General features: G+C 35.1%; 25 protein-coding genes and 3 tRNA genes. 17 read left to right on the top strand and 11 right to left on the bottom strand.

Translation table 11 applies throughout. The annotated features are described in order from the left end of the window. Positions 1 to 182: 182 nt before the first annotated feature. Positions 183 to 1457: a PDDEXK-like family protein gene (locus XJ32_RS03430; RefSeq protein WP_077388365.1), complete on the bottom strand. Its 1275-nt coding sequence runs from the start codon at positions 1455 to 1457 to the stop codon at positions 183 to 185. 104 nt (positions 1458 to 1561) lie between these two features. Further along, entirely contained in the window at positions 1562 to 3772 is a 2211-nt protein-coding gene (locus XJ32_RS03435) for an AAA family ATPase (protein ID WP_155761451.1), read from the bottom strand. Between the two features lie 135 nt (positions 3773 to 3907). Here XJ32_RS03435 and XJ32_RS03440 point away from each other — a divergent pair, with 135 nt between their 5' ends. Beyond that, on the top strand, positions 3908 to 4849 hold the full coding sequence (locus XJ32_RS03440; protein ID WP_167619985.1) for a helix-turn-helix transcriptional regulator: 942 nt from the start codon (positions 3908 to 3910) through the stop codon (positions 4847 to 4849). A 143-nt stretch (positions 4850 to 4992) separates the two neighbouring features. Here XJ32_RS03440 and XJ32_RS03445 read toward each other — a convergent pair whose 3' ends face one another. From XJ32_RS03445 to XJ32_RS03460, 4 genes are all read right to left on the bottom strand, one after another. After that, positions 4993 to 5382: a hypothetical protein gene (locus XJ32_RS03445; protein WP_077388366.1), complete on the bottom strand. Its 390-nt coding sequence runs from the start codon at positions 5380 to 5382 to the stop codon at positions 4993 to 4995. Continuing rightward, entirely contained in the window at positions 5383 to 5712 is a 330-nt protein-coding gene (locus XJ32_RS03450) for a hypothetical protein (protein ID WP_077388367.1), read from the bottom strand. A 3-nt stretch (positions 5713 to 5715) separates the two neighbouring features. After that, positions 5716 to 7137, bottom strand: a complete 1422-nt coding sequence (locus XJ32_RS03455; RefSeq protein WP_367635314.1) for a DASS family sodium-coupled anion symporter — start codon at positions 7135 to 7137, stop codon at positions 5716 to 5718. A 519-nt stretch (positions 7138 to 7656) separates the two neighbouring features. Next, a complete protein-coding gene (locus XJ32_RS03460; RefSeq protein WP_005217245.1) occupies positions 7657 to 8487 on the bottom strand; it encodes a DUF5718 family protein in 831 nt (276 codons plus the stop codon). 298 nt (positions 8488 to 8785) lie between these two features. Between XJ32_RS03460 and XJ32_RS03465 the strand changes: the two genes are divergently transcribed. Next, positions 8786 to 10030: a hypothetical protein gene (locus XJ32_RS03465; protein ID WP_077388368.1), complete on the top strand. Its 1245-nt coding sequence runs from the start codon at positions 8786 to 8788 to the stop codon at positions 10028 to 10030. A 29-nt stretch (positions 10031 to 10059) separates the two neighbouring features. After that, positions 10060 to 10884, top strand: a complete 825-nt coding sequence (locus XJ32_RS03470) for a lysophospholipid acyltransferase family protein (protein ID WP_254422463.1) — start codon at positions 10060 to 10062, stop codon at positions 10882 to 10884. Positions 10885 to 10983: 99 nt separating this feature from the next. On the opposite strand, the gene XJ32_RS03475 is transcribed toward XJ32_RS03470, so the two are convergent. Continuing rightward, positions 10984 to 11796, bottom strand: a complete 813-nt coding sequence (locus XJ32_RS03475; RefSeq protein ID WP_077388369.1) for a phosphatidylserine decarboxylase — start codon at positions 11794 to 11796, stop codon at positions 10984 to 10986. 131 nt (positions 11797 to 11927) lie between these two features. Between XJ32_RS03475 and XJ32_RS03480 the strand changes: the two genes are divergently transcribed. The 7 genes from XJ32_RS03480 (at position 11928) to XJ32_RS03510 (ending at position 17861) form a co-directional block, all read left to right on the top strand. Then, positions 11928 to 12602 carry a winged helix-turn-helix domain-containing protein gene (locus XJ32_RS03480; RefSeq protein ID WP_005219641.1) on the top strand — a complete coding sequence of 225 codons (675 nt, stop codon included), beginning with the start codon at positions 11928 to 11930 and terminating at the stop codon, positions 12600 to 12602. Positions 12603 to 12618: 16 nt separating this feature from the next. Continuing rightward, entirely contained in the window at positions 12619 to 13950 is a 1332-nt protein-coding gene (locus tag XJ32_RS12680) for a hypothetical protein (protein ID WP_254422464.1), read from the top strand. A gap of 5 nt (positions 13951 to 13955) precedes the next feature. Continuing rightward, positions 13956 to 14924, top strand: a complete 969-nt coding sequence (locus tag XJ32_RS03490; RefSeq protein ID WP_254422465.1) for a sensor histidine kinase — start codon at positions 13956 to 13958, stop codon at positions 14922 to 14924. A gap of 256 nt (positions 14925 to 15180) precedes the next feature. Then, positions 15181 to 15957 (top strand): flagellar biosynthetic protein FliR, encoded by a 777-nt coding sequence (fliR, locus tag XJ32_RS03495; RefSeq protein ID WP_004084396.1) that lies wholly within the window; start codon positions 15181 to 15183, stop codon positions 15955 to 15957. A 9-nt stretch (positions 15958 to 15966) separates the two neighbouring features. Further along, positions 15967 to 16299 carry a branched-chain amino acid transporter permease gene (locus XJ32_RS03500; protein WP_077388370.1) on the top strand — a complete coding sequence of 111 codons (333 nt, stop codon included), beginning with the start codon at positions 15967 to 15969 and terminating at the stop codon, positions 16297 to 16299. Continuing rightward, positions 16299 to 17108, top strand: a complete 810-nt coding sequence (locus XJ32_RS03505; RefSeq protein WP_077388371.1) for a thiamine phosphate synthase — start codon at positions 16299 to 16301, stop codon at positions 17106 to 17108. The genes XJ32_RS03500 and XJ32_RS03505 overlap by 1 nt, the downstream gene beginning before the upstream one ends. A 102-nt stretch (positions 17109 to 17210) precedes the next feature. Beyond that, a complete protein-coding gene (locus XJ32_RS03510) occupies positions 17211 to 17861 on the top strand; it encodes a YceI family protein (protein WP_077388372.1) in 651 nt (216 codons plus the stop codon). Positions 17862 to 17922: 61 nt separating this feature from the next. Here XJ32_RS03510 and XJ32_RS03515 read toward each other — a convergent pair whose 3' ends face one another. Both XJ32_RS03515 and pssA read right to left on the bottom strand, forming a co-directional pair. Further along, on the bottom strand, positions 17923 to 19347 hold the full coding sequence (locus tag XJ32_RS03515; protein ID WP_217332056.1) for an MATE family efflux transporter: 1425 nt from the start codon (positions 19345 to 19347) through the stop codon (positions 17923 to 17925). Next, positions 19328 to 20116 carry a CDP-diacylglycerol--serine O-phosphatidyltransferase gene (pssA, locus tag XJ32_RS03520; RefSeq protein ID WP_005217565.1) on the bottom strand — a complete coding sequence of 263 codons (789 nt, stop codon included), beginning with the start codon at positions 20114 to 20116 and terminating at the stop codon, positions 19328 to 19330. Before pssA ends, XJ32_RS03515 begins: the two co-directional genes overlap by 20 nt. Before the next feature lie 175 nt (positions 20117 to 20291). Here pssA and XJ32_RS03525 point away from each other — a divergent pair, with 175 nt between their 5' ends. The 7 genes from XJ32_RS03525 to XJ32_RS03555 all read left to right on the top strand — a co-directional run bounded on the left by XJ32_RS03525 (position 20292) and on the right by XJ32_RS03555 (position 24207). After that, entirely contained in the window at positions 20292 to 20984 is a 693-nt protein-coding gene (locus XJ32_RS03525; protein WP_005217564.1) for a 5'-methylthioadenosine/adenosylhomocysteine nucleosidase, read from the top strand. Between the two features lie 319 nt (positions 20985 to 21303). Beyond that, entirely contained in the window at positions 21304 to 22236 is a 933-nt protein-coding gene (gene ppk2, locus XJ32_RS03530; RefSeq protein ID WP_005217563.1) for a polyphosphate kinase 2, read from the top strand. Next, positions 22223 to 23335, top strand: a complete 1113-nt coding sequence (locus XJ32_RS03535) for a CinA family protein (protein WP_077388373.1) — start codon at positions 22223 to 22225, stop codon at positions 23333 to 23335. The genes ppk2 and XJ32_RS03535 overlap by 14 nt, the downstream gene beginning before the upstream one ends. A 171-nt stretch (positions 23336 to 23506) precedes the next feature. Further along, positions 23507 to 23842 (top strand): F0F1 ATP synthase subunit C, encoded by a 336-nt coding sequence (locus XJ32_RS03540; RefSeq protein WP_005217561.1) that lies wholly within the window; start codon positions 23507 to 23509, stop codon positions 23840 to 23842. A 61-nt stretch (positions 23843 to 23903) separates the two neighbouring features. Next, positions 23904 to 23987: transfer RNA gene (locus XJ32_RS03545), tRNA-Leu, on the top strand. 32 nt (positions 23988 to 24019) lie between these two features. After that, a tRNA-Leu gene (locus tag XJ32_RS03550) sits at positions 24020 to 24106 on the top strand. A 24-nt stretch (positions 24107 to 24130) separates the two neighbouring features. Further along, a tRNA-Arg gene (locus tag XJ32_RS03555) sits at positions 24131 to 24207 on the top strand. Between the two features lie 736 nt (positions 24208 to 24943). Here the strand turns inward: XJ32_RS03555 and XJ32_RS13295 are convergent. Further along, a complete protein-coding gene (locus XJ32_RS13295; RefSeq protein WP_367635286.1) occupies positions 24944 to 25102 on the bottom strand; it encodes a hypothetical protein in 159 nt (52 codons plus the stop codon). Positions 25103 to 25386: 284 nt separating this feature from the next. Further along, the gene (locus XJ32_RS03565) at positions 25387 to 26406 is read right to left on the bottom strand and encodes an aspartate-semialdehyde dehydrogenase (RefSeq protein ID WP_077388374.1); all 1020 of its coding nucleotides are present in this window, start codon (positions 26404 to 26406) and stop codon (positions 25387 to 25389) included. Positions 26407 to 26753: the final 347 nt, after the last annotated feature.

Consider the following 26753-nt stretch of genomic DNA (forward strand, 5'->3'; position numbering starts at 1 on the left):
AATCGCTATAAGTATAAATGCGTATTGTAATCAAAAAAAAAAAAAACGCAACAAGGGTTTAAAAACTATTATCTAGCTAAAAGCCCTAAATCGTAAGCCTATGTGATTTGCATTTTCTCCCCTTTATGTGTTTATTAAGTGAAGTTATAGCACATCGCTTTGTCAGCGTTATGACAAAGATTCTAATCATCTTCACTAGGCAAAAACTTAGCAAGTTTTGAATCTTGTCCTTTTGCTAAATCATCTGCAATTTTTTGATTAAATTCATCAACCTTGTCTTTCATGCTTTTAAAAAACTCCATAAATTCTTCTTGTGTGAAGTTTCTCAAATTAATTTCTTTAAATTCTTTTAATGACAAATACCACTTCTTGTTATTGTTAAGCGTCGTGCTAGAATCAAAAACATCATTATTGCTTACATCAAGAACTTCTCTAAGTTTTGGGGTAAGCCTTTCTGTTTGACTTTTGTCGTGCTTCCATAAATAAATCCAAGACCATACTTTTTCGTTCTCAAGTTGTGCCTCTATATAAAAACAAAAATTATGTATTTCATCAAACTTACTATGTCGCACAGAGATACATTTTCCATTGTCCCAAACTTCTACCCCGTATCCTTTATGCTCGATTTCAATCTTGCTTTTAATCTCCCTTGCAATCGCACTAAAATGTGCGTGTAACACTTCATCTCGCCTAGCTACTAGCTCTAATGCTATGTCTAAAAAATGCTTATTTTCTTCTTTATTAAAAAATGCTTGTAAATCCATTGTATTATCCTTTTTTCCTGTTAGTCTTTTTACTACATCAGTGTAGCACTCTATCGCCATTCTTAGATTGCTTATCCCACCTGCTTCATTTAGGGCAGAATCTAGCCAATCTATCATTTCATTGTTATACGAGATTGCTTTAAATCGCACTTTATTATTTTCATTATCTACAAGAAACTCCCCTTGTATTTTCCATTTGCCTAGACTTTGCTGCGTAGGATTTTTTATATATGGGGCTAGATACACCACCGCGATATTTTCATACTCTACGCTGGATTCCCCCTCATCGCTAGAATCCACTTCAGCAATCGCTTCTATATATCGCGCAATCTGTGTGCCTTGGTCTCTAGCCCAAATCTTATTTTCTATAATAATATGCTTATTATTATTTGTGATATAAATATCAATATTTTTATACTCTTTATACACTTCTGCATTATTTGTATCGCCAAACCACTTTTTTAAGCTAATAGAATCTAAAAAGAGTTTTAGAAATAAATCATCTTGATAATGCTCCCCACAAGGATTAAGCAGGGCGTATAAAAAGCCGCTGTGCATATTTGCTTCATCATCTAGCTTTTGCACGCAAAGCAAGGGATTAAAGTCATTTTGCCCTCGCTTTTTTCGCGCTTCAATATCGATAGTAAATTCCCTAAATTTTTCTAAAAGTAGCCCTAAATTTTCATCTGTCATTACACTTCCTTATAAATGATTATTTTATTGTATCACAACTCATTTTAAGATTCTAAAAGCTTATTTACACTCTAAACTTGCACCTACTTTGTAAAATAGAGATTCTAAAACCCCATTTTTCTATTATTTGTATGTGTATCTTTAAGTCTAGATTCTTCTTGTAATTTCTCTAGTAATTGTTGTGAAGAAGTAATTGCTTCAAATCTAGCACTTCTAGCAAGTAAGGCAAAATCTCCAAAGCAAATATTATCTAGCTTTTCTATCGCCCTTTTAGCAGAGCTAGATTCTAAAAACGCTACATAATCACTAAGCCCTAAATGTCTCGCATATAATCCAAAGGCTTTTATGAATCTAGTAGAATCTAGTGGCTTAAACTCTATTTTCATATCAAATCGCCTGATACTTGCTTTATCTAAATTAGTCATAAAGTTTGTTGTAGCGATGAATATACCTTGAAAACTCTCCATTTGTGTAAGCATTTCATTCACTTGAGTAACTTCCCAACTATGATATGCCCCGCTTCTATCTTGTAAAAAGCTATCTACTTCATCAAGCACAAGTATTGCTCCTTTTTGTTCTGCTTCGCTAAAAGCTTTTGCGATATTTTGCTCACTCTTTCCTAGCCACATAGAGAGTAAATCACTCGCCTTTTTTAACATTATAGGTTTATCTAGCTCTTTTGCTAAGGCTTTGGCAAACTCACTTTTACCACTTCCTGCCATTCCATAAGCTAAGATTCTAATGCCTTGTGTAGAATCTGTGGTTGCAAAATCTTTAGAATCTTTTGTCCCACATACATTTTTGATTTTTTCACATAAGCTTTTCATATCCATACTTGCGTTAATTAAGCTCATATCATAGGGCAGATTCTGCTCTTTTTTCACATTAATAGAAATGAGCTTTTCTCCCTGCAGTTTTAAATGCTCGTTTAATACTTGGATAAGGCTTTGGGTGATAGTATGGCTTTTTGTGGCTGTGCTTTTTGGAGTTTTTTCGCAATTTTTCAAGCTAGATAGCTTATGTTTAGCTAGAGTTTTAGCTACTTTACACGCTGACAAAAGCACACCTTGTGAAAGGCTAGATTCACTTATTTGAGTAATGATTTTAGAATCTAGCTTTATCTTTTGAGATTTCAAAGACTTTTGTATAAGCTCTTGTTTTTTCTCTTTTGTTGGAGCGTGGATTTCAAGCACAATGTCAAATCTCCGCAAAAACGCTGGGTCAATATCCGCACTATTGCTTAGAAAAATGCTTGGGATTTTCACAGATTCTAGCATTTTATTGAGTGTGTTTTTACTTGCTTTGTCTTCATTGTATTTGGGATACAAGCTGGGGAAAAACTCTTCGCACTCATCAAGCAAAATCACAGATTTATCAGCATTTAGCATAGATTGAGCCCTTATAAACTGCTCGAGTCTATCCTCTCTAATCTCGCCTTGATCATTGATATTATAAATCTCCCATAATTCCTTATTGAGTTCTTTTGCTATAAGGGCTGCTATTTCATTCTTACCCACACCTGCTTTACCATAGAGAAAAATGCTAGGATTTTTCGTATTTTTACAATAATCTAAAAGCATATCTAAATCTCTTTGCATATAGTTGAAGTCAGCTCTCTTTAATGTGCTTTTGGGGTAGATTCTAGCAATGGATTTCATCATCTCTTGTTTGCTAAGAGGCTCTACCATAAGTTTTTCGGCTAAGCCCTCTAATTCAAAATTACCATATTTAAGATTTTCATCAATAAAACCAAACTTTCTCAGTGGCATATCTGCCATAAGTAGCTTTTGTATCTTTTTAGGATTAGTGTGTAATACACCACCTAAAAGAAAACAAAACTCAAAATAATCAAGCTTATCATCATAGTATCTACCTATTTTCTCAACTAAACCAACTGCATATAAGATATTTGTCTCTAATTCACTTAATCCAAAGCACTCTTGTAAAAGGGCTAGATTCTTACGCACAAATAGCTTGGGCTTTAATATATGAAAATGTGCTAAAAGATAGGGTGTGATAAACTCTGCCACCATAGCTTCATCTTTAAAATCAGCTAAATTTGCATTAAAATGCTTTCTAAAAAGTTTAAAACACTCATCAAAATCCGCTGTATGTGGAAAAAGAGACATAAGATGTGCAACAAAAAGCTTTTTATCATAGTCTTTATCGTTGGCTATGGGCTTAAAAGGTAAGAGCTTTTGCAGGGCTTCTTTATTAGAATCTATAAGTGTGCCTTCCATTTTCTTTATTGCTCTTAGTCTTTTTGCTTTATATTTGCTTACAGCCCTATTTTCTCTTTGTGCTTGTGTTGCCATAATCGCTCCTTGTGTGTATTTCAAAGTGAAATATCGCTTTGTTGAGTGAAGTTATACCACAGAGCTTTGACAGCGTTATGACAAAACAAATATTTTTATGGTAATATGTGCCTATTTTTATTGAAAGGATAAACAATGCCACTTCACGATTATGAAACAAAAATGGCTCGTATCAGTAAGATTTTTGCAACATTACACAACCCCGAAAATAATGGTGTGATATGTGCGAAAGAATTAGCCAAAGAGTTTAGCGTTAGCCTTAGGACATTGCGGCGAGATGTAGAGAATATGGGTGCAGAATATAGCTATAAGAAAGATAAAATCTATTTTCACGGACACTACACAACAAAAGAAAATGAAGAATTATCTATGGCATTTTTGCTTCTAAAAAGCTTTGCATATAGTATGGGTGGGGCTACAAAAACACAAATGCTATCCCTGCTTGAAAGCCTAGAATCTAAAAGCCAACCTAAACAAAGCACAGATATATTTTTCACTCGCTCAAATTTAGAAGAAATCACCCTTGAGACTGAATCTATTCTGCTTTTACAAAAAGCTATAAAAGAGCATATGATAATTCAATTCAAGTTTTTACAAGAGCTAAATAACACTAAAACCCACACGCAAAGAGAAGTTCTGCCGCTAAAGATTCTAAACTTTAATGGTGAGTGGTATCTTTTAGGATTAGAATCTAATATAATGAAAAAGTTTTATCTCAATAACATTACTGATATAAAGGAAGTAAGGCAGGGTGAGAGTGTGAGTGAAGAAGTGTTAGGGAGGCTAGATAATGCTTTGAATGCGTGGTTTGTGCCTGAAGCAAAGCCTTTTATGGTGCGATTATGGGTAGATTCTAAAGTCGCAAAATATTTTAAACGAAAGAAAATCTCGCCAAATCAGCATTTAGATGAAAATAAAGATGGCAGCCTTGATATTACTCTGCATATTACAGATTTTATGGAGATTACCCCTTTAGTGCTTATGTGGATACCAAGCGTAGTGGTATTAGAGCCACAAGGGCTTAAAGATTTTATTAAAAAGAGGGTGAGAGAGTATTTGGGGGTTTTGGAATTGTAGCTTATAGTAGATTTAAAAAATCAACAAAAAACACCTATCGCCCACATTGAATACAACATATAAAATCTAAACATGGAGTTTGGGTTACTCACAACACATTTGGCTATAAAATAGAATCATATTAATGCTAAATATGCATGTAGTTATCGTATGTCTTGCATTACGCTAGAATCATCTATTTCAAATCGTATATATGTTTTTTGCGGATAAAATTTCATAGTAATATTATTTAAAAGTGCGTTTGGATAATAAAGATAGATTGCTTGTTGCATGGATTCTAAACCTATGCTTTGGCATTCATATAGCCATGCACTGCCATTGCGACTACATTCTTTATAGAAAATTAGCGGTTGTGCTTTTTTGTCTGCATATATAGAATCTTTTATGTGTATAGAATCTTTTTTTTGCATTGTATCATCTTTAGCTAATCCAACGCTTTGCAAATGTATCAGCGGACTATAACAGCCAGAATACAACAAAGTCGCACACAGCATAATCATAAAAAGCATTTTTGCAACAAAGTCATTTCGCATTTACATTCCTAATATAAGACATTTTTTCTGCCATATAAACATATTATAGCTTTGCTGCCATATACCTACTTTTGTAAATGTGTGCTGCTTTGTATTCTTATATGCTTCTCTCAAAAGATTTTCAAAAGTGAGAATCTCATATTGTTTCGCGGCATTAAAGGGTGTGAAACTCACACAGATTCTAGCGATCTCTTTTTGTGGTTTTTTTGGCAATGTGTTTGGTAGGATTTGCAAAGAGTGCAGTTTGCCTAAAGATATAGATTCTTCAGTCCCCTTTACACCACAGCCGACAAAAAAACAAGCCAATATAATACATAAGATTCTAAACATACCCTAATAATATCCTAAGATTTTCCACCAAATACCACCAACAATGCCAAACACAAGCACACTCACAACACTCATCACAAAGCCTACTTTCCACCATTCTCCAACACTTGCATAACCAGACCCAAAGATAACTGGGGCAGTCCCTGTCGCATAATGCGTTAAACTCATCATAATATTACCCGCTGCTGCAAGCATTAAGGCATATAGCATAGGCGGTGCGCCAAGTGCTAAACCAGCCGCATAGAATGCCGCAAACACAGCGGCTATATGTGCGGTTGTAGAGGCAAAAAAGTAGTGCATATAAAGATACATGAGAGTAAGCAACAAACACGCACCAAACCAGCCAAAGCCCAGCGCATTGATACCGCTTTCAAGATGCGTCGCATAATAGCTAACAACGCCCAACTTACCAAGAAAACTAGCCATCATTACTAACGCACTAAACCATACCACAGTATCCCATGCGCTTTTTTCTTTAAGAATATCTTCCCAAGTAAGTATGCCGCTAACAAGGGTTAATGCTAGTCCCAAAAACGCAACTGCAGCAGGGTCTATCTTAAAACCAAAAAACTTACCAACTCCAGCCCATAGCATAAGCATAATGGCAAATATACCAAGCACGACTTTTTCCTGCAAACTCATAGGACCCATTGCATTTAGTTCTTTTGTAGCCATATCTTTTGCATTTTCTGTCTTTTTTATTTCAGGGGGATAGATAGCCCACACAACAAGCGGTAATAAAAATAGCACGACGATACTAGGCAAAAACATGGATAAAGCCCACTGCCCCCAAGTGATGTGCATGTCAATTTCTATGCCATGATTATTTGCTACCTCCACGATTTTATTTACCACCATAGGATTTGGTGCAGTAGCAGTGATAAACATGCCAGAAGTTATAGGGTTTATTTGAAAATTTACCAATGCAAGATATTTGCCTATTTTATTTTGCGTTTTTGTCTCAGGCTCGGAGTTAAAATTATGTGCGATAGATCGCATAATAGGGTGGATGATCGCCCCGCCTCTAGCCGTATTTGATGGTGTAACAGGTGCTAAAATCGTCTCACTTACTACAAGAGAATAGGCAATGCCTAGCGTATTTTTACCAAAAAGTGATACAAAATAATAGCCAATTCGTTTGCCTAGTCCAGTTTTAATAATCGCGCGACTAATCATAATCGCCACGCCTATCATCCAGATAAGACTCTCATTAAATCCACTCAAAGCATTTTTAATACTTGCTTTTGTATCACCAGGTGCTGTTACGCAAGTAATCGCTACAATGGCGATAGCTATCATGCTTAATGCTCCAATAGGCATAACTTTTAGAATAATTGCCAAAATTGTCGCACAAAAGATTCCAAGTAAATGCCAACCCTCTGCTTTCATACCCTCTGGTGCAGGGATAATCCAAAAAGAAATCATAATGCCTATACATACTAAACCATAAAGTATTGAAAGCTTTTTTTGTTTTTTATCTTGTATTTGCGCTCCCACATCGTCCCCTTTCATTCAAGATACTTAGCGTTGTATTGTAATATACATGCCAATAAAAGTGGATATGTTATGATATATTCTTGTCATATAAGTTTATAATTGTCGTTTCGTGCTACCACATGTAACATGATGGGGAAGATTTTACGGAATAGTTGGTATAACTTAACAAATGTAGGTTTTTGTATATCGCAGACATGGAATCTGTTTTACTTGATTCTATGATTTAAAAGAGATAAAACTATACACTGAATGTAAAACAATATGAAACAAGGAGGCAACGACTGCTTTTGTGCTTAGCGTAAAATCTACCAAGGCTTAATCTTTTTGCATATACACATGACTCCATACATAAACACACCAAAACATCAAGGCATGGGGCTTACATCACAATTTATAAATCCCAGCTCAAACGCAATAGGGTTATTAATACTTCTAAACTGAGTTATATCAATCCACACTACGCACGACTTCTTGACGCACGATTGAAGCATCTTTAAGGCTTAATACGCCTTGCTCTATCAAGTCTTTAATTTTTTCATTGCTATATTTATTATGATTATAGGTAACTACACATACCTCATCGCCTTCTTGCAAAAATCTAGTCTCAGCAAACTCTGTATAGCTTGTCGCACCAATAGCTATAAGTATTTTTGATGGATAATCAGCCCTTTTAATAATCTCGTCAAGATTCTCTAAAACCGCATGGTCTTCTTGCGTATTGAGTTTTTTTACTATCCAATCAATCAGCTTTTGATAAAAGTAACTATAATTTGTTAGTTTCGCATTATCGCCATATTGATGGGCTTTACCATCACAGATTAAAAACGAAGTTAAGGAATAATCATCACAAATCCCACCTTTTTCAAACTTATCGATAGGAAGCCTTAAACCACAACCCTTTGAAGCGGCTGAAAAATTCTTTTTTTGACTAATCTTTGTAGCATTGCTATCATTTCGTATTGAAGTATCATCAAATGCCATGAAAAACTTTGGGATAAGCGTCTTTACCTTTCCTTGCTCATACACAACTTCACATTCAAGCCCTATTTCTGGCTCTGCTTGTGCGCGCAATCCTGTATCTTTTGGTAACAAAATCTTCTTATTATCAATGCAGTAACGCCCTAAAAATGTATTATCCTTTGGAATGTAGAATGGAAATATGCCCTTTGGTGCGCCCTCTTCATCACTTACAACATGCACGAAATCACTCGCCTCGCCCGCTTGTTCTAAATGGTTTGCAAAATTACCTGCGATACCAAATCCTAAATACTCTTTCATTGCCCTGCTCCTTACTCTAAACAAAAATAAATACTAAATTGAAGTAAAATGCAATACATAAACACATATAAGGTAATAACACCTATGCCTTATACAAGCACAAAGTATAGTCTGTAATTTATGCAAAATTGTAAAAATTCTACATATAAATTTATCTTTTTAAAATAAGTGTATATTGTGGTAACATTTTACATCATACAAAAAGCAGGGATAAAAACAAATGTTTTTAGATTTTAATGCTAACAATATGCTATAATGCGGGATTTTACAAATACACAACACATAAAGGACACAACAAATGCTATCACGCTTTTATGCGATATTAGATTCTATATTTACAAAAACTACATTTTTCAACTATCTAAAGGGCATTATGCTATGCTTTGTGCTATTGTGTATAAATCCACTTTTTGCGATAGATGAGATTCCAAACGATATCGCTAATAGTGTTTTAAATAATGATGAAAATGATGAAGCCATAACTTCAACAGATAATACAGAACAAGCAAAGATTCTAAATATCACAACGCTAACAGATATAGATAACCTAAGGGAGCAAACCCTATATGTAGGACAATACATAAGCATTACTTATCGCCTTGTGCTACTAGATGAAGCACGCATTGTTTATACAGAATTTAACCCATCGCTTGAAACACAAGATAAAAGTGCTAAATCCCAAAGTGTGCAACTCATAAAAGAAAGCGAATGGCAAAAAGAAGGCGACTACTACACCGCGACATATACCTTTAAGATTATAAAGCCAAAGGTAGTTATCCCCTCACTTGTAGTGCACGTGCAAAATAACTATTTGCAAGATTCCATGCAAACAGATTCTATAGATCTTCAAGCACAAGCCCTAAATAAGACGCAAGGATATAGTGGCGTTGTGGCAAATAGCTTAAAAATCATTGACTATACGCTTGAGAGCTATGATGATAATAACAATATGATACTGATTGAGTTGGAAGGAAATGGGAGTAATTTAGAAGATTTTAGATTGCCAAATATTAAGGACCAAGAGTTTGGTCAAGGCACAAAATTTAGCGATGAAATTGCACGGGTTAATGTGCTTGCTAGGATTCCAAAAGAGCTGAATTCTATTGAGTTTAGCTACTTTGATATTAATAAGCATGAGTTTATACCACTAAGCATTAAAAATGCGATTAATATAGAATCTTTTGATGATGAGATAAAAGAAGATCTTAATCCAAAAAGCTCATTTCTAAAAATTACAAACATACTACTTATCATACTTGGAATCTTTTTATTAATCACGCTTATAAAGCGTTCATATTTTGCTGCCATTATCTCATGTTTATTGCTTGGCTTTATTGTGTATAGAATCTTTTCAAATACCTATAGCATTAAGACCTTGCCAAATGCACGAGTGCTGATACAGCCAACGCATAATTCAACAGAGCTATTTGTCATCACAAATCCAACAAAGCTTGAAGCAATAGATAAAAAGAATGACTATTATAAAGTAAATATTGATTCTAAAGTGGGTTGGATTAGTCGCAATGACACAAATAAGCGTTAGATTCTAGAAATTCAATAGAAAGGATAGGTATGGAAAAATTAAGAGGTTATTTTGCCACTTTCACTATAGCACTTGGGCTTGCATGTATTATTGTTGGGATTTATTTGTTGAAAAAAAGAGAGAATGGGAGATTAGCACGAAGATATTGTCAATACTTTTTCCCTGCAAATGGGCTAAAAATGGAGAAAGTAGGGGACTATGACCTAGATGCACAACTTATTGTAGTCAATCATCAAAGCGCATCAGATATTATATGCCTTGAGGGAGATCACCCTTTAAATATTTGCTGGGTAGCAAAGAAGCAATTGGGCGAACTTCCATATTATGGCTATGCTTTGAAGTTACCTGAAATGATACTTATTGATAGAGAAGATAAAAAGGGGATTATCCAGCTTTTAAAGGAAGCAAAAGATAAACTTAGTCAAAAACGCCCTATTGTTATTTTCCCTGAAGGCACAAGGGGACCGGGAAAAAGGGCGTTTCTACCCTTTAAACCGGGAGCTAAAATCCTAGCTGAAAAGCTTAATCTAAGGGTGCAACCAATCGTATTTGTGAATACTAGAAAAGTATATGATAGCAATCCAATTAGTGTAAAATCAAATATCGCACGAGTGGTATGTATGCCAGCTTTCACACCGGATTTTAATACAAATTGGTATGAAAAGCTTGAAAAAGATATGTTTGAAACTTATTGCAAACACTATGATGAGCTAAATCCAAATGAAGCGATAAACGATTCCACAAGCCCATCACATATAGAATCTTTAGCTACAGCTACAAGCCATTCTGGTGAAGAGTCTGCAAATAACACGACAGAAAACTTACAAGTTTCACAAACAAGACATAATAATTAGCCCATATGAAAGCAGGGAAATATCAAAAAATAAGTTTAGGGACTTTTTTTGGGGAATTATCGGAATTCAAACATAAGAAAATCAAGATATTCATTGAATTTAAAGTGCTAAATAACACATAGAAGATTCTAAAGTGCCAATTTGCTCACCCATTCTCACAACTTCGCCTGATTTTACACTCCAGTTAGCCTGTGCGATTAATACAATCGTAGATCCCATTTCAAAAAATCCTATCTCTTCACCTGCGTTTAATGCAATAGGCTTTTCATAAGTATAAACACAATCACCTTGTTTTGCATTTGTCTGTATTGCCTTATCAAATAAAAACTGCATTTTACCCACATTTAACGCACCGACAGCGACATAATACATAATGCTTTGATTATATTTACAACGCATTTTTAGCACGACCCTTTCATTTTGTATGAATAGATTCTCATTTTTATACAAACTTGCAAAATTCACCGGCAAAAGCTTACCAGAAAAATACTTTGCCTCTAAAATCTCTAAATCACACGGGGCATGATAATGATGATAATCCTTTGGTGATAGATAGAGATTTAAAAAACTATATGTATCTAAATCATGCACTGCACCGAGTAAATCAGCAACTTTATAGCTTTTACCTTTAATCTGTAAGGCAGTCTGCTGTGTAATGCGACCAGATTCTGTAATAAGAGAATCTGTTGGACTAATGAGATTAAAAGGGGTTGTATGCAGGATTCTAGGCTTTATAAGCTTTCGTGTAAAAAGTGCGTTTAGCGTAGGATAAGATTCTAAACTCTCAAATTCGCTAAGATTGATTTTAAAGAAATCAACATAAAAGCGATTAATCGCATATTGCATACTTTTTGGGAATCTTGTATGGGCAAATCGCCCAAATAGACGAGAAATAACATTAGTTGATAGCACAAATATCCTTGTAAAAGAAATAAGACATAATTATATCATAGACTTTATAATATGACTTTCAAATAACATTACACCATTTATGACAAAAGAAAACTAAGCTATAATAAATCATATTATTTTGGAGTGAAACAATGATTTTTATCCTAGAAGATGAACATGCGATACGAGAACTCATTGAATACGCATTGAATACGCATTCTTTAGAATCAAAGGGCTTTGCGACACCTTCAGCCTTTTTTGAAGCACTCAATGCTTTGAGTGAAGATTGTATGCCTGAACTCATTTTGCTTGATATGATGCTACCAGAGCAAGATGGTATAGAAGTCCTAAAGATTCTAAAGAAAAAGCAATCAACAAAGCATATACCAGTCATTCTCTTAACCGCAAAAAGCAGTGAGCTAGATAAGGTTTATGGGCTAAATATGGGTGCTGATGACTATGTAACAAAGCCCTTTGGTGTGCTAGAACTACTTGCTAGAATAAACGCTTTATTGAGAAGAACGCGTGGATTATCCCTAGATGAATACAGCTTTCAAGAAATAACGCTTAATCCAAAAACGCGTATAGTTAGCTCTAATGGAGTGCCTATAAATCTCACTTATAAAGAGTTTGAAATGCTTATGCTATTCCTTGCTAATCCGCATTTAGTCTTTACAAGAGAGCAGCTTTTAGAATCTATTTGGGGTAGTGAGTTTCAAACACGCACAGTTGATGTGCATATCAATACCTTACGCACAAAGCTTGGGGAAAGTGGCAAATACATTCAAACCGTGCGTGGCGTTGGTTATAAAATCGCGCAAATATAAGTGAAGTGAGTGGATTTTGCGGCAAAGGATATTTTGGACTATTTTTATCGTATGCTTTGGGTGGGTATTGCTTGGATTATGGGCTAGTTTTGTCTTTTTTACAAACTATTATGAAAAGCAGATTCTATTACATTTACAGCAAAATAGCCATTATATTGAGATAGGGTTAAAACAGCAGGGAATCTCTTATCTATCACATATTAATACCGCCTATCGTGTAAGCCTTATAGATTCTCATGGTAAGGTTGTGTATGATAATCTTGCATTAAAAGAAGCACTTGATAATCATGCAGAAAGGATAGAGTTTAAAGAAAGTATGCAAAATGGGGTAGCCCAAAGCTATCGCTACTCACAAAGCATGCAGCAAGAAATGCTTTATCACGCTGTAAGAATCATGCTAGAAAAAAGGCTTATAGAATCAAGTGTGAGTTTAGAAACTAGCTCAAATTTTAGTAGGAATCTAGATTCTACCCCAACAAGCCACGCAAACAAATCCACAAATTCTAGCAATTGCTCTATGGCTTTGGAGGCTTTGGCTGAATTAGAGGGTAGGAGTTATCTAAGCGATATGACTATCCATCACAATTTAGCTAATCGTTCAAATTGTATAGACAAGGGCGAAAATTTAGCGAATCTAGATTCTAAAAACTCCAAAACGCCAACTGCGGAAGTATCTTGTGATGATTTTCTAAAGAAACTTCGTTTTGTGGGTTGTGAAGCTTTTTTTGCGAGAAGCTACCTAAGCGGTAGTGCCGAAGCAAAAAAAGCAAACTCCCGCAAAATCACGCAAGAGACAACGCAGAATCTAGATTTTACTCAAAATCCTAAAAACCTACAAGCCTATATCTTACGCATAGCAAGTCCGCATAAAAATATGCCCTCACTTCTCTATGATACCCTGCCTTATATGAGCCTTATTTTACTTGCGTGTTTGACGGTTAGCTTTATGCTTGCAAGAAGCATTGCAAACTTTATTATCGCACCATTAAATGCACTCAATTTAGAGAATCCGCTTGGACTAAAAAGCTATAAAGAACTCTCACCGCTTTTACATAAGATTGATGAGCAAAATCGCTTGATAGATTCTCAAATAAAGCAACTACAAGCAGACAAGGAAACATTTAATGCGATTACGCAAAATATGAAAGATGGCTTTTTGCTACTTGATTCTAAAGGCAGTGTTTTATCGTTTAATAAAAGTTCTATGAAGTTTTTTGGCAACCTACATGAAGGCATGAATATAGCCACACTAGATACGCAATATAAAAAATGGTTTAATCTTGCAATGCAAGGCGAAAAGCTAACAGAAATCATACACAAAAACGACGCACCTATCAAGTCATTATAGAATCTGTGCTTAACTCCACTAAAGCACAAAATTTTGAGAATCTAGATTCTTATCCAAATGGGTGGGTGCAGGGTGTAGGGGTGCAAAATTGTAAGATTCTAGAATCTAACACAATAGCCCATCATGTTGAGCGTAGCAAAATAACTAACACAGAATCTAAAAGCGAGTTTTCATATATAATTCAAGACAATGATACAGAATCTAGCGATTTTAACCCAAATCTCACAGCCAATCAAAGCACAGAAAATACAACAAAAATAACCCCAATCGGCGTAGCCTTACTCCTACACGACATCACAGAAAAAGCACAAAGAGAGCAGTTAAGACGAGAATTTAGCGCAAATGTATCACATGAGCTAAAAACCCCACTCACAAGCATTTTAGCCGTGCTTGAAATGCTGCAAAACAATATCATTAAACAAGAAGACATTCCAAAATTTCTTTGCAATATACATAAGGAAGCAAGGCATTTAATGGCTTTGATTGAAGATATAATTATCCTAAATGAGCTTGATAATGACTACACTTTTACGCCTTATCCGCTTTCCATGCGAAATCTTTGTGAAATTACTTTATCTATGTTTAAAGATTCTATCCAGCAAAAAGGGCTTTCTTGTGCTATACAAGGCGATGATTTTTTGGTTATGGGAGAGCAGCGACTACTTCTTGTTATGCTTTCTCATCTCTGTGAGAATGCTATAAAATACAATAAGGATAAAGGCAGTATAGAGATAATTCTTGATGCGACACACAAAACATTGCATATCAAAGATAGTGGCATTGGCATACCAGAAATGTATCATGAGAGAGTGTTTGAGCGATTCTTTTGCGTTGATAAAAGCCACTCAAGCATGATAAATGGCACAGGACTTGGCTTAAGCATAGTTAAACATGTAGCACACCTACATCATGCAAAAATCAATCTTAATAGCACACTTAACATAGGCACTAGCATTTCTCTTTGCTTTAGTTAGAATGAGATTGCAACTTATTTAATGCAAATTTAAGGCAAAGCACGATCAAAAGATTTCACACAATCACATCAGTATGTTTTTGAACCTAAGTTAAGCACGGGAACATGCTTTTTATTCAATCCTATTTCACCCAAACTTCAAAACACTTTAGAATCTCAATAATCTCATGCTATAATTTTATTCCTAAGATTCACTAAGATTCATTAAAATTAAGATTATTTGTATTTCGAGTTTTGTATCAAAAGTAAGGTTATTTATGCTTGATTTTCTCCCCTATATTACAAATGCAAATGTTATGGCGTTTTTAATGCTATTGTTGCGTTTTGGCGGTATTCTTGCATTTTTCCCCTTTTTTGATAATCAGATTTTACCTGTGAGTGTGCGGGCGGCTCTTGCCTTTGTGCTTGCAGTTGTGTTTATGCCGATGGTAACGCATATTATCTCTTATCCTAGTTTGACAGCATTTATGATTGGTGGGCTGTTTGAGATACTTTTAGGTTTTACTTGTGGACTTGTGTTGCAAATCATCTTTTCATCTATCGTATTTGCCGGGGATTTGGCAAGTTTTTCTATGGGTTTGACTATGGCTAGTGCGTATGATCCTATGAGTGGGACTACAAAGCCTATAGTCTCTCAAGTTGTGGTGTTTTTATCAATTCTTATGGCATTGCATTTTAATTTTCACTATCTTTTGCTTGATATTATCGCGCGAACGCTGAATGATACGCCACTTGGTGGTTTTATGCTAAGTGATAATATTGTCGCATATTTTACAAAGTCATTTGCAAATATGATTCTAATCGGCTTTTCTATGGCGTTTCCTATTATTGCTGTGTTGCTTTTGACTGATATTATTTTTGGCATGATTATGAAAACTCACCCGCAATTTAACCTGCTTGTGATTGGTTTCCCTGTGAAAATTGGCGTGGCTTTAGTGATTTTAGCCATTATTGTGCCTAGTATTATGCAGCATTTTAGATATGATTTAAGTGAGGGCATGAAAGTATTATGGAAGATTCTAAGTCAAGATTAAAGGGGTAATATGCTATATATTATGATACTTTTTATAGCCTTACTTACGGCATTAACAAGGTTTTTGCCATTCTTTATTTTTCGTAATAAAGCCCCAAAAGTTATCACAGATTTAGGCATTCTTTTGCCCCCTAGTCTTATTGCTATGATATTTGTGTATTCATGTAAGGATATGTTGGGCTTAGATAATATTGATAATGGGGTCTATGGGCTTATTGGCATTATTTTTGTGCTGTTTTTACATATTATGTTTAAGAATATTTTAGTGAGTATTTTTTGTGGCACACTCTTTTATCTTATTTTGCGTAATTATGATTTAATATCTAGTTTAATGGCTTCTTGATGTTATCCTATCTCATTTTATCCCCTGCATATTATGCTGATGATACATTATATACAAAGCTACAATATGCTTATGCTATGTTAGAATCTAAAACTATGAAGTTAGATTTTATCGCATTTCGCTATGATAATAATGATATTTTATCTGCGAATGAATATCATAAACTATTTGAAACATATAGATTCTGTCAAACTCATAATATAGCTTTATTACTGAATCTCTCTATCTATAAACTTGAGACACTCATACTTTTATGGCTACATGGCTTTAACTTAGGCATACATTTTAAGGAATCTGATATATCTCTTTTGCGTGAGAATATCTGTAAAGATTTAAAGCAAAGCCATGCTTTAATATATTCTTTGCAAGATAACATGAGTTTGCATGAAAAAGTAAAGATTCTTTATAGCACGCTTTCTCGCACAAGTATCGCAAAAAGTTTAAAGCTATTATGTAATATGGAATCTTTTTCATACTTTCTAACTCCATTCAATCACGCCGTAAATACTTATGAAAACTTATCACAAGAAAATAGGCTAGATAAAAGATTCTATCCTATTTTTGTAAGCACACATCATTTAAAAGATTTATCTAAAGTCCTATCACTTGGGGCTAACTACGCTACAATCAGCCCTATATTCTATGATAAGGGCAATAAGGCTTTAGGTTTGCCATATCTACAAAATTTGCCTTTGCATGTAAAAGAGAGGGCATTTGCATTAGGTGGTATAAATAGTGATTTAAGAGTGCATGAGATTAAGTCATGCGGTGTAGCTGGATTTGCTTCAATTAGTTATTTTTTACGATGATGAGTTATGTTTTTAGCTATTAGCTTACAGAGTGAATTAACCCTTTTTATGCTTAGATATGTTAGAATCTTGGGCTTTAAGTAAATAAAATAAAGGTTAAATATGAAAAAACTTTTTACTTTCATGCTTTTTTGTGTGATTCTTCAAGCAAAGGAATATGTTATCGATGAGACGCATTCAAGTGTGAGTTTTAGTGTAAAGCATTTAAGTGTCGCTGATACCATAGGGCATTTTCAAGAGTTTTCTGGCACACTTGATATTGAAAATAATGCGATTAAGAATCTGCAAGGGCAAGTTGATATCAAAAGTATTAATACCTATAATGCCGCACGAGATGAAGAGCTACTTTCAACAGATTTTTTTCACACTAAAAAAGCCTTTTTACAATCTATCTCATATAAAAATAACATTTTACACACAAAACTCACAATAAATAATATAACAAAAGAAGTAGCCTTTAAGGTAAAAATCACAGGACCAATACGCAATCCAAGCCTATCCTTAAAAGAAAAAAACACAAATACTAATCCTTTCGCATTGCAAACAACCGATATGCCATTGCAAAATCCGCATTTAAAGACAAATGATTCTAGCACAGATTGCGGCTGCTATGTCAGCTATGGTGATAATGTCATCGGCGTAGAATTACATGGCAAGATTAATCGCTTTGACTTTAATATCGCTACAACCACCCCAAAAGAGCTTTTAGGTGAATATGTCAATATAAAAATCATATTAGAAGGGTCTAATTAGATTATAAAGATTCAAATATCACATAGACTGCATACAAAAGATAAAAATAGAATCTTTATGACTATTGCCCAGAACGCTTTGTAGTATAGTATAAAACCATAACACTCACGCATAAAGCACAGCATTGTGATATAGGATAGGCGATCCATGCACCCATGATTCCATAATAATGTGTCATAAGTGGTAGTAGCACAACAATGAATGCAAGTGTGTAAGCTATCGTTACGACAAAAGAAGCTAGGGCTTGTTGTAATGCTTGCAAGTAAAATGCAATAATTAAATTCACACTCAAAAAGACATAGCCAATAAAGTAAATATTGAGTGCCACCCCGCTTTGTGCCTTAAGCTCTAAATCCTTTAAATACAATGACACAACAAAATCACTAAATACAAAGAATAGTGTATATAGAACACAAGAAAGCCCCAATGCTACATAGATATAGAATCTTAGAATCTCTCTCAAACGATTAAAAAGTCTCATGCCATAGTTAAAACTTGCAATAGGCTGTATGGATTCTGCTAATGCTATCATAATGGTAAAAAAGTTAAATCCTGCATAAAGAATAGCACTATATATCGCAAGGGCAGACTCACCGCCAATATCTTTTAGAATCTGATTATAAAGCCACATGACAATGCCTACACTTGCTTCACTTGCCGCATAAGGTGAGCCATATTTTATCGCTCTTCCAAGCAGATTCCAATTAAGCACTTTTACAAAATATAACTCCCCGCTTTTCTCACAGATAAAGGGTAATGCTGTGCGTATTTTATTGGCTAGATTTTTATTAAAAAAGCCAAGTAATAATGCCCTATGTCTAGATTCTATATAATGCCACAATAGCACAAGAGAGCCGATAATATGCCCTAAAGTCGTAGCATACGCACTGCCGATAATGCCAAACTCCCATACAAATAAAAAGAGATAGTTAAATATCACATTGCAAATAGCCCCAAGAAACATAGCAAACATAGCAAGGCGGGGACGCTTATCATTCACCACGCATATATCAAGCACAGGATGTAATATGATTCCAAAAAGTCCCACACAAGTCCCACGCAGATAATCCACCGCCATATCATGCACATTTTGTGTTAAACCCCGCGCAAAAAAGTCAATTACAGAACTAGCATACGCATAGCACAAAACACCAACTAAAAGCGATAAAGGAAAAAGCAAATACACAATACTACTAAAAATAGCCCTAGCAATATTCGCTCTCCCTTTTGCAAGATAGTAGCTAATAAGAGTTGCTCCACCTAAAGAAAACATAAGCGAACACGCCATCATAGAAGGAAATAGGGGCCATACTACAACGATTGCTTTCATAGCGTCATCACCAAGCTTTTTATTAACAAAAATGCCATCAATGGTGGAATAACTAGCCATTGCAAGCATGGCTAAAAGCATGGGGATAAAATAGTTAAAAAAGAGTTTTGGGATACTATCGCTTGCTAGATTGAGATTACTCTTTGCGTGTGCCATTATCCCCCTTTATCTCTTCAATATCTTTCTTTTTCATTGTGATTCTAAAAAGCACGATAAAAATCCATCTTATAACACCATAGATTATATACGCACTCAAAAGCACACAAAGGGCTAAAGATGGCTGGGCGATAACAAACGCAAGGGCTATTAAAAGCACGATGAAATATTTTAGATTCCATTGCACCTTTTTAAAGCTTGGGTAGCGGATATTACTCACCATAAGAATAGCAATAAAGAATGCAAAGATGAGAAAAACATAAGTATTTGTGCGTAAAAACTCAATCCAGCCAAAAAAACTCACCTTTTGATGTTCCACCACAATAATCCATAAGCACACAATAGCCGCCGCAGAAGGAATAGGAAGCCCAATAAAAGAATTTGTCTCAACATTTGTTGTAATATTAAATCGTGCAAGTCGAATAGCCCCAAGCACCACAAATAAACCGCTAATTGCCACACCATAACGACCATAATCATGCCCTACATAAAAATACAATAGCACCGCAGGGGCAACACCAAAAGCAACAATATCAGCAAGAGAATCAAACTCTACGCCAAACTTACTCGCTGTATTTGTAAGACGGGCTACGCGACCATCAAGCCCATCTAGCACCATAGAAAATAAGATATACCAACAAGCCGTTGTAAAAGCCTTAGAATCTGCTTGCACCAAACCCTTATGTGCCATAAAAATAGCCATGACACCTAAGAATATGCTACCTGCTGTAAAGAGATTTGGCAGGATATAGCGGGGACTAATTTTCATAAATATTTCCTTTTATAAGCATATAAATACATTGAATCTAAAGAGTTTCAAAAAGCTTAATTTTAGCATAGTTTTAGATAAGTTGTTACTATTTCTTATAGTCCTAATTTTTATAGCACAAGGATTCTATATTATGTTATAATCAGCGTTTTAATTTACATAGAAAAGGAAAAATATGACAATAGGTATTATTGGGGCTATGCGTGAAGAGATTGTGCCGCTTTTAACACTTTATAAAGAATATGAAAGCATAGAAATTGCAGGGAATGTGTATTATAAAATCACATATAAAAACGCAACGATTATCATCGCGTATAGCAAAATAGGCAAGGTGCATGCAGCAATCAGTGCGACTACCATGATACTACGCTTTGGTTGCGAAAAGATTATTTTTAGTGGTGTTGCAGGGGGATTGGCAAAGGGGCTAAAGGTTGGGGATTTATTACTTGCAACAAAGCTATGTCAGCATGATGTGGATATCACTGCCTTTGGACATGCTATGGGCTTTATCCCTGAAGGTAAGCTTTTTTATGAAAGCGATAAGCAGCTATGCGACATGGCAAAGGAAGTGGCAAAAGATATGGGGCTTAGTATAAAAGAGGGCATTGTGGCAAGTGGAGATCAATTTATCGCAAATCAGCAGATAAAAGATTCTATCGTAAAAGAATTTAATGCAATCGCAGTAGAAATGGAGGGGGCAAGTGTAGCCTGTGTGTGTGATAATTTTAAAATCCCATATTGCATCTTCCGCTCTATTAGTGATAGTGCCGATGGAGAGGCTAGTCAAAGCTTTGATGAGTTTTTAGAATCTAGTGCAAAGATTAGTGCTGATTTTGTTTATAAGATTGTGGATAAAATCCTGCTTTAACAACCGATTGTTATAGTTTAGCCTTGTTAAGATTCTGTAATATCATGAGAGTGAATTTGTATAATTTCAAAGGCTAATCATGTCAGACAAAGTCTAAAATGAGCAGAGTTAAAGCTAAATTATGAAATTTAATATTTAAATTCATAAAATATAGGGATTTACCCAAACATAAAGCACAAATAATTATAAATAAAGACAGATTCTATACTATTTGCCCTAAAAATATACACCTACACACCATCTCACAGCTATTTTAAGTAAATTTTAATAAAATATTGAGTATGCTATACTTTTTTACTTTAAGATAAAGGGGCTTATAATGAGCAAAAAGCAAATTGTCGTTCGACCTGAAGAGTCAATGGATCCACAAGAGGTATATAGCAAAAAAAAGGTGATTAATAAACGCCATTTGTTTAAAAATGACTTTTATGAGAAAGAGTTGCGTAAGCTAGAAATCGAGCTTGTGAAATTGCAAAATTGGGTTAAAAAGACAAATCAAAAAATTGTCATTATAATGGAAGGTAGAGATGGTGCTGGTAAAGGTGGCACGATAAAAGCGCTTACTTCTCACCTTAATCCTCGTGGTTGTCGCATTGTTGCACTGAATAAGCCCACAGAGCAGGAAAAAACTGAATGGTATTTTAAGCGTTATATCACTAACTTACCCTCTGGTGGTGAAATCGTATTCTTTGATAGAAGCTGGTATAATCGTGCTGGTGTTGAAAAAGTTATGGGTTTCTGCACACAAGATGAGTATAAAGAGTTTATCTATCAAGTGAGCAACCTAGAACAAATGCTTGTTGCAAGTGGCACAATGATTTTTAAATACTTCCTTAATGTTTCGCAAGAAGAGCAAAAAAGACGCATTGAAAGAAGGAAAAACGATCCATTGCGTATGTGGAAATTAAGCCCTATTGATGCCAAGTCTTTGAACTTATGGGACGACTATACAGAAGCATTTGAAAAAATGTTTTCACGCACACATACACCATATAGCCCTTGGATGATTGTAGATTCTAACGATAAAAAGCGTGCAAGACTAAATGTCGCAAGGGATCTATTAAGCAAAGTGGATTATGAAGATAAGGACCAAAACTCTGTATGTTTGCTTGCTGACCCAAATATCGTGCATTTATATTCGCAACAATCAAGCTTTATTAAGAAGAATAAAGACTTTAAAATCTTTGATAAAGAGAAAGATAAAAAAGATAAAAAAGACTCTAAAGATTCTAAAAACGATGAGAAAAAGTAAATCTCATTTACCTAAAAAACGCGTTATGAAAGCATTTTCTAACGCAATTAAAGCACTCAATACAGAATCTTCATCAAGTGAAAGTAGGCTGGGTGGTAGTATCTCTAGCCATCATAAGAACAAACAGAGAGACACTTCTTTATCACATTACACCATAAAAGATTCTAATATGCAAACCCGCACAATTGATAATAATGAAATATACTTTGAGATTATAGGCTTTGAGCAAAGTAGTGCTATGCAGATAATCTCACATTATGCTATGGATTGTTCTGTATCCTTGAGACTTGCAGATTCTGTGCCACTGCATTCTAGTCTTATGAGTGAAAATTGCGATAAGTTAGCAAATAAAGAAAATCTAGCCAAAAATAGCAATAACGCGCTACCCGCCATATTATCGCAAGAATACGGCATAATAGCACAAGGTTCTACACAGAATCTAGACGCATTTTTTAAGATTCTAGATTCTCTATTTGCAGAGCGACTTGTAAAGGGTGATATCGCAACTTTTGTGGTGAAAAAACTACAACAGCATAACTACAAACTCTGTGTTGCTGAATCTTGCACAGGTGGAGTTTTGAGTGCGATGATTACAGCTATTAATGGTGCGAGTTCTGTTTTTAAAGGCGGGATAACGACTTATAGCATTGAATCTAAACAGCAGATTCTAGGCATAAAAGATTCTGTATTTAGAGAGCATAGCGTGTATTCACAAGCTTGTGTAAATGCGATGGCAAGGGGAGCGATCGACTTATTTCAAGCCGATATCGCCATTGCTACAAGCGGATTAGCCACACACGATGATAGCCCTAATAATTTCTTGCATTTACCCGCTGGCATGGTTTTTACCTGCATTCTCATACGCGATAGATTGCCAATAAATATTGCCTATAACTATTTATTAGATACAAATATAGAGGGCAAAGATTCTAAAAACCCCACCCTTTACACTCCGCACACACATATAGATTCTAGAATCTTATCCAAATGGGCGGGTGCAGGGTGTAAGGGTGCAAACTTTATAGAATCCAGAATCTTCGTGCAGAAAATGGCTAGTTTGCAAGCCTTGCGTTTGCTTTTAAGCGCCATTGCGAGTTAATATTAAGATTTTGACATACCCAATGAAATTTCATGTTATTTTATTGTGGTTTTTCTGTTAATATTTAGCAAATTTTAAGGTAAAAAAAGATAGAATAACCCCCATGCTTTGCAAGTAGGGGGCATATCCGAAAACAAAAGTATGAGTTTATTTTATTAATAAGGAATGAGTATGAAAAAGCTTCTTTTATTCTTTTTCGCATGTGTTGGTTTTGCACTAGCTGCTGATGCAAAAGCTGGTGTAGATGGTATTAATGGTGCTGATTTAGTAATGGCACTTTCTGTTCTTGCTGGTGTTGTTGGCTTGGGTATTGCAGCCCTTGGTGGTGGTATCGGTATGGGTCATGCTGCTGCTGCGGCAATCTCTGGCACTGCTAGAAACCCCGCATTAGGCTCTAAATTGCAAACGACAATGTTTATTGCAATCGCTTTGATTGAAGCACAAGTTATCTATACGCTTGTATTTGCTGTTATTGCAATTTATGTGAATCCTTATCTTGCATCTTAATTGTTTGTATAAAGATTCTTAAAACTTTTTAGTCTCCCTTTGTTCTAAAGGGGGGATTTGTGCGCTGGTGGTGGAATGGTAGACACACCATCTTGAGGGGGTGGCGGGGCGACCCGTGTGAGTTCAAGTCTCACTCAGCGCACCATCTTCAAATAGAATGATTAAATCCACCATATAGCCGGAGTGGTGAAACTGGTAGACGCGCTAGACTCAAAATCTAGTAAGGGCAACCTTGTGTCGGTTCGAGTCCGACCTTCGGCACCATTCAATTCAAATTTCATCGATTTTGTCCTGATAGCTCAGCTGGATAGAGCGTAAGATTCCTAATCTTAAGGTCATGGGTTCAAATCCCTTTCGGGACACCACTTTGATTTATACAGCTTATCGTAACTTTTTCTTGTTTTCAGTCAAAGCAATTTTGTTGATTTTAATATGGGTTGTGTTACTTTATCGACTACATTTATATCTTTCCATGTTTCAGGAAATAGCTATCTCTATATTCTTTCTTTTACATCTTTATAATTGCTTTTAGCTGGATTATTAGCCTTATCTAATTGTTCTTTTGTTAATAAACCATTGCCTGCTGACGCTTAAACCCAGCCTTATTTCGTTCTATATTGCAGTATTATACAAATGCTTATAGTATTCTTTGCAAAATCCAGCTTTTCTTGCATAAACTTAGCAATACTATCATTATTTTTTACATACAGACTATCTTGTTTGTTGTTGCATCAAAATCTAAACTCTAAAAAATCGATTCAAGCGATATGGAGTCTGGATTCTAGTGATTGTCATGTTGCGTGCAATAAAACAACTAAGATTTTAGAATCAAAAGCAATATTTTGCATACGCTCAAATCATGATAAAATTTGGATTTTAAAATCAAGCGTTATTTAGAATCATTACTAAGGCATATTTCTTGTAAATACGCAATTGATTTGCTAACACTATTAAATCTATCAATCTCTTCTAAATCTTTATTTGTTAAGGTTTTATTATTAAAGCTTACCGCTTATAAACTTATCACTATCTGCTTTAATCAGGGCTAGTAGCTTTTTATCTTCTGTGTAGAGTTTTATATCCCCATTTCTGCTATTGTTTTTAAATGGTGTTTTGTTTTAGATTGCCATTTTCAGAATAATATTTTTCAACACATCCTTGTATCTTATCCTCTTCACTTTGACATATCTTAAGATTCTCTGCATAGCCTATGCTGCATGTGATGATAACACTTAAACCAAATTGTATAAAATATCTCATAGTTTTCCTTTAAAGTAGCCTATCTCGCTAGAATGCGTGCCATTTTACAAAAAAAAAAAAACAAATCAAGGTATTTTATCTATTTGTTTAGTTTTGTATGCTTGGGTTCAGGCGCCCATAAAAGCTATCTTATATGTTAAAAGTGTAGAATCTTAGCCAATCTTTAGAGTAGTTACTAAAGATTAAAGAGAGATTTATCTATTGCGTATAAGTCGCATTAAGCTTTGTGGTGAGTAAAGCTATGATATATAGCTATGTAATGATATGTGTTACAATGATATATGTTACAGGGCAATCCACTTTTCAGCGATACGCACGGCATTTGTCGCCGCACCAACACGCACTTGGTCTGCTACGCAAAATAAATGTAAAATGCGTTTATCATAGTTATCCACTCTTATCCTGCCTACAAAGGTCTCATCGGTATCTGTGGCGATGAGTGGCATGGGGTATTCATTATCACTTGGGCTATCTATCACTACGACACTTTCAGCCTTTTTTAGAATCTCTCTTGCCTTGTCTGCATTCACTTCATCTTTAAAGCGAATGCTTAAAGTCTCGCTATGACTGCGTAAAATCGGCACTCGCACACAAGTCGCTGAAATCTCAAAGTTTGCGTGCATAATCTTTTGACTTTCATTTATCATTTTCATCTCTTCTTTTGTGAAGCCATTATCAAGGAATGTATCAATATGGGGGATAAGATTTAGGGCGATTCTGTGTTGAAAGGCTTTTGGGATAACAGAATCAAGCTCAAACGCAAAGAATTTCTGCATTTGCATGATGAGCTCTTCCATGCCTTTTTTACCCGCTCCACTTACCGCTTGATAGGTGCTAACATCTACTCGCTCAATGCCAAATGCCTTATGCAAAGGGGCTAATACATGCACCATTTGTATGGTAGAGCAATTTGGATTTGCAATAATTGTAGAATCTTTTTTAATGTCTTCTGGATTTACTTCAGGCACAACAAGCGGAATGGAATCTTGCATACGAAAAAAGCTCGTATTATCAATCACAATTACCCCAGCTTTTACCGCACTTTTAGCAAATCTCTCACTCACACTCCCCCCAGCACTAAAAAAGGCAATCTCAACGCCTTCATCTTTAAATACTGAATCTGTTGTCTCTAAAACCTTTATTTTTTGATTTTTAAACTCTATGCTATCACCAGCACTACGCGCACTAGCAAGTGGGACTAGCCTTTTCACCGGGAAGTCTCTCTCATCTAAAATCCGTAACAACTCCTCACCAACTGCACCTGTAACGCCTACAATGCCTACTACAAATTCTTTTTTTGACATTTTTATCCTTTAATGTATTGCTGTGTTTTATGAATTTTATAATTATAACCATAAATAATGCAAATTGATTTTACTTTTATGCGACACAATTGGTGTAGCATGTTTATAAAAGTCATATCCTTATGCTTCAATTTGTTAAAAACTTGCATAGATTCTATTAATGTATCATTATCGCTATATAGTCACTCGTATTGTTAGTCAATAAATCTTCTTCTGCGATGTGCTATTTTGCTTTTACAAATCTTCGTAATGAAATGCAACAAAATAAGTAAGATTCTCCATGTAAAATCCTCTGCAAATTATTGCAACTCTTTTTTACTAAGTCCTGCATTAAGCTGTTTACCCAC

This window comes from Helicobacter bilis (genome assembly GCF_001999985.1).
GTDB lineage: Bacteria > Campylobacterota > Campylobacteria > Campylobacterales > Helicobacteraceae > Helicobacter_A > Helicobacter_A rappini.

Excerpts from the sequence above, each read along its gene's own strand:
- XJ32_RS03430 (WP_077388365.1), bottom strand. The coding sequence starts at position 1,457 with ATGACAGATGAAAATTTAGGGCTACTTTTAGAAAAATTTAGGGAATTT.
- XJ32_RS03435 (WP_155761451.1), bottom strand. The coding sequence starts at position 3,772 with ATGGCAACACAAGCACAAAGAGAAAATAGGGCTGTAAGCAAATATAAA.
- XJ32_RS03440 (WP_167619985.1), top strand. The coding sequence starts at position 3,908 with ATGCCACTTCACGATTATGAAACAAAAATGGCTCGTATCAGTAAGATT.
- XJ32_RS03445 (WP_077388366.1), bottom strand. The coding sequence starts at position 5,382 with ATGCGAAATGACTTTGTTGCAAAAATGCTTTTTATGATTATGCTGTGT.
- XJ32_RS03450 (WP_077388367.1), bottom strand. The coding sequence starts at position 5,712 with ATGTTTAGAATCTTATGTATTATATTGGCTTGTTTTTTTGTCGGCTGT.
- XJ32_RS03455 (WP_367635314.1), bottom strand. The coding sequence starts at position 7,137 with ATGATTTCTTTTTGGATTATCCCTGCACCAGAGGGTATGAAAGCAGAG.
- XJ32_RS03460 (WP_005217245.1), bottom strand. The coding sequence starts at position 8,487 with ATGAAAGAGTATTTAGGATTTGGTATCGCAGGTAATTTTGCAAACCAT.
- XJ32_RS03465 (WP_077388368.1), top strand. The coding sequence starts at position 8,786 with ATGCTATCACGCTTTTATGCGATATTAGATTCTATATTTACAAAAACT.
- XJ32_RS03470 (WP_254422463.1), top strand. The coding sequence starts at position 10,060 with ATGGAAAAATTAAGAGGTTATTTTGCCACTTTCACTATAGCACTTGGG.
- XJ32_RS03480 (WP_005219641.1), top strand. The coding sequence starts at position 11,928 with ATGATTTTTATCCTAGAAGATGAACATGCGATACGAGAACTCATTGAA.
- fliR (WP_004084396.1), top strand. The coding sequence starts at position 15,181 with ATGCTTGATTTTCTCCCCTATATTACAAATGCAAATGTTATGGCGTTT.
- XJ32_RS03500 (WP_077388370.1), top strand. The coding sequence starts at position 15,967 with ATGCTATATATTATGATACTTTTTATAGCCTTACTTACGGCATTAACA.
- XJ32_RS03505 (WP_077388371.1), top strand. The coding sequence starts at position 16,299 with ATGTTATCCTATCTCATTTTATCCCCTGCATATTATGCTGATGATACA.
- XJ32_RS03510 (WP_077388372.1), top strand. The coding sequence starts at position 17,211 with ATGAAAAAACTTTTTACTTTCATGCTTTTTTGTGTGATTCTTCAAGCA.
- XJ32_RS03515 (WP_217332056.1), bottom strand. The coding sequence starts at position 19,347 with ATGGCACACGCAAAGAGTAATCTCAATCTAGCAAGCGATAGTATCCCA.
- pssA (WP_005217565.1), bottom strand. The coding sequence starts at position 20,116 with ATGAAAATTAGTCCCCGCTATATCCTGCCAAATCTCTTTACAGCAGGT.
- XJ32_RS03525 (WP_005217564.1), top strand. The coding sequence starts at position 20,292 with ATGACAATAGGTATTATTGGGGCTATGCGTGAAGAGATTGTGCCGCTT.
- ppk2 (WP_005217563.1), top strand. The coding sequence starts at position 21,304 with ATGAGCAAAAAGCAAATTGTCGTTCGACCTGAAGAGTCAATGGATCCA.
- XJ32_RS03535 (WP_077388373.1), top strand. The coding sequence starts at position 22,223 with ATGAGAAAAAGTAAATCTCATTTACCTAAAAAACGCGTTATGAAAGCA.
- XJ32_RS03540 (WP_005217561.1), top strand. The coding sequence starts at position 23,507 with ATGAAAAAGCTTCTTTTATTCTTTTTCGCATGTGTTGGTTTTGCACTA.
- XJ32_RS13295 (WP_367635286.1), bottom strand. The coding sequence starts at position 25,102 with ATGAGATATTTTATACAATTTGGTTTAAGTGTTATCATCACATGCAGC.
- XJ32_RS03565 (WP_077388374.1), bottom strand. The coding sequence starts at position 26,406 with ATGTCAAAAAAAGAATTTGTAGTAGGCATTGTAGGCGTTACAGGTGCA.